The sequence below is a fragment of the Microcoleus sp. D3_18_C2 genome, assembly GCF_036702395.1.
GTDB lineage: Bacteria > Cyanobacteriota > Cyanobacteriia > Cyanobacteriales > Microcoleaceae > Microcoleus.
Map to the genome: position 1 here is coordinate 1 of NZ_JAUBTG010000128.1, position 2,353 is coordinate 2,353.

The 2,353-nt window shown below is 44.3% G+C and carries 1 protein-coding gene; it reads left to right on the plus strand.

What is annotated here, in order from left to right; all coding sequences use genetic code 11:
- The first annotated feature begins 229 nt into the window (after window positions 1–229).
- Window positions 230–2,299, plus strand: a complete 2,070-nt coding sequence (locus tag QUA88_RS29360; RefSeq protein ID WP_333275233.1) for a DUF4114 domain-containing protein — start codon at window positions 230–232, stop codon at window positions 2,297–2,299.
- Window positions 2,300–2,353 lie beyond the last annotated feature (54 nt).

Sequence of the window (2,353 nt, forward strand, 5' to 3'; positions counted from 1 at the left end):
TTAATGAACCCTAAACATTTAAGAAATTGGTTTGCTAATTGCTGCTACTGTACCTCATAACAGCGGGAACCGCTGTATACTGGAAATCCAACAGACTAGCAACACCCAAAAAAGCTCTAAAATTATGTATTTTCCCGAATATCTTTATCATCGAGCCGAGCCGATAATGATGAGCAACCGCTGAATAATGATTTAAAAAAAATTAACCATTTCTCAAGGAGCGCCCAGAGTGCCTTTAACCGACCAGATTAGAGAACCTTTAACAGAAATGGAATCCTTAATTCCCGGACTTGCCCCAACTTTCGCCCCACAACGGCCGGGAATTCAGACTAACAAAACCTTATTAGATCAAACTCCGGGCTCTTCTCAAAACCCCGAACAACTTAACTTAATAGAACCCGCAAGCGGGCCCGCATCCGAATTCAGTCGAACAGAAGCTGATGCTTTTATTATTAATAAAGCCTCCAATATTAACAGCATACCGGAGGCTAACACCAGCCCTCTGATAACTAACAGCACTCTCAGGGATACAACAAATTCTGAAGTTGACCCCCTAATTGGTAAACTCGACTCGGACTTAGGAGACCCCCTAACCAACCCAAATCGAATTGCCTCAAATAACGTTTCTTCTGATTCTAATAAATCTGCGACTGACATACCTCCAGTCAACTCGTCAATCAGCAGCTCAGAACTAAATAAAACCACAGCAGCTACAACCGCTGTTCCCGATCAATTGCTGGAAAATAAAACACAATTATCGCCAACCGCCTCCACAAAATCAGAACAAGATTCGGACAAAACATTACCAGTTGTAACTGCATCTACCACGAGCGAAAAAGCTTCCGACAAAACGCCATTACCCGCTACCGCTGAAACGACTTCAAAACCCGAAGAACACCAAACGCCTTTATCATCAGAGACTACACTCTTCTTCGAGTCATCACCAAACAAAATATCATCGGCAACTGCATCAACGTCTGACAATTCAGGAGAAAATACAACATCACCCGCAACTGCCTCAGCCACTGAAAACCCTGAACTAGATCGAACATTACCTGCAACTACATCAACGACTGATAAATCAGAACCAGATCGAACATCACCTGCAACTGTATCAACGACTGACAAATCAGAACCAGATCGAACATCACCTGCAACTGCGTCAGCTTCTGATAAATCAGAATCCAACAAAACCTCAGTTGCGACTACATCAACCACTGACAAATCCGAACCCAACAAAACTTCACCTACCGAAATCTCCACCACCAAAAACTTAGATACAGCCACTAATCTAGAACCCAATAAAACCTCAACCCCAGAACCAGATCAAACCTCAACTCCCCCAACCAACATCAACTTTGACTCAAACGCATTCAGTGTCGATGAAAAAGGAATAATCGGCATACAATTCACATCCGACGGCGGCTGGTATAGCGGACAACTAGCCATCGTCAGCCTACTCGGAATGGAAAAATTCGTTCCCGGTTCCGAGGCGTTCATCAAAGAAGCAGCAAGTCGAGCTTTAAGCAACTCGACAAAGGGCTACATCGCAATGGATGACGATTTAGAAGGAGCATATTACACCGATCCTAACAGCTCAGAAAACCTCAATTCCGGGCAATACCTCGGCACAAAAACATTTGCCATGACGCCTGGGGACAAATTCTTCTTCATGCTAGTACCCAACGGCACCGTACAGCAAGTATACGACAACCCCGCAATCGGCGGCGACAAAAAACCCCTATTTTCAATAGCTACAGACAATCCCAGCGACGGCTTCAGTATCGGTCAAATTGCCGATATTACAGGCGAAGGTCAACTCTTCGTCATGGAAGACATGGGGCTGATTCAAGGGAGCGATCGGGATTACGATGATATCACATTCCGAGTCACGGGCGCTATATCTAAAATCATTCCCCTCAGCCAATTAGTTGACCCCTTCTCCGCATCAATTCACTCCCAGTTAATTCAAAAACTGAAGGGTGAATCGGATAAATCCGATCCGAAATTTACCCGAGAATCAACTGTTACCAATTCCGGTGATAAATCCCAGGGAGAAACACCATCGATAACTGCTGATAACGACCAACAAAAACCTCAGCAAACAGAAACATCAACAGTTGGTAAATCCGACAGCCAAGAATCGCCAGCCACAGAAACATCAACAGTTGCTAACTCAGACAGCCAAGAATCGCCAGCCACAGAAACATCAACAGTTGGCAAATCTGATACTCAAGAATCGCAACAAATAGAACAAACAGCCTCTCCCCCAGAGACCAGGGGGAACGCATCTTATTGAACACTGTTCATCAGTGGTGAGTATATTTTGAGATAAATTCACCATTATTAGAAG